Below are 380 nucleotides of genomic sequence, written 5' to 3' on the forward strand. Positions count from 1 at the left end.
CCCAATCCCTGCGCGAGCTCGAACGGAACGGGCTGGTGCGCCCCACCCTCCAGCCCGAGACGCCCCCGCGGGTGATCTCCGGCCTGCTGCCGCCGGGGCACCCCCTCGCCGACCGGGTTGTGCCCGTCGCCGAGTGGGGGTCGGACCACCGCCGACCCTTGCTGGAGCCCCGCGCGTAGATCCACCGCCCGGCCCAAGGTCCCCCTCGGAGATCTCGGCGCGCACCGGGCCCACCCGCCCCACCGGCTCGAGGGCGTCCGGCTCGCCCGGCCCCGCCACGCCGGGCAGGCAGACCTCGGGACGGCGCCCGACGATCAGTTCACCGACCGTCCGGGACGGCGAGCCGATCGCGAGCACGCGGTGCCCGCGCAGTTGCAGGG

1 protein-coding gene is annotated in these 380 nt (G+C 77.4%); it reads left to right on the plus strand.

What is annotated here, in order from left to right; translation table 11 throughout:
* The first annotated feature begins 8 nt into the window (after nucleotides 1–8).
* Nucleotides 9–179, plus strand: coding sequence for a winged helix-turn-helix transcriptional regulator (locus tag UK12_RS45305; RefSeq protein WP_442973916.1), 171 nt, complete (start codon nucleotides 9–11; stop codon nucleotides 177–179).
* Nucleotides 180–380: the final 201 nt, after the last annotated feature.

Origin of the sequence: Saccharothrix sp. ST-888 (assembly GCF_000955975.1) — a bacterium.
GTDB lineage: Bacteria > Actinomycetota > Actinomycetes > Streptomycetales > Streptomycetaceae > Kitasatospora.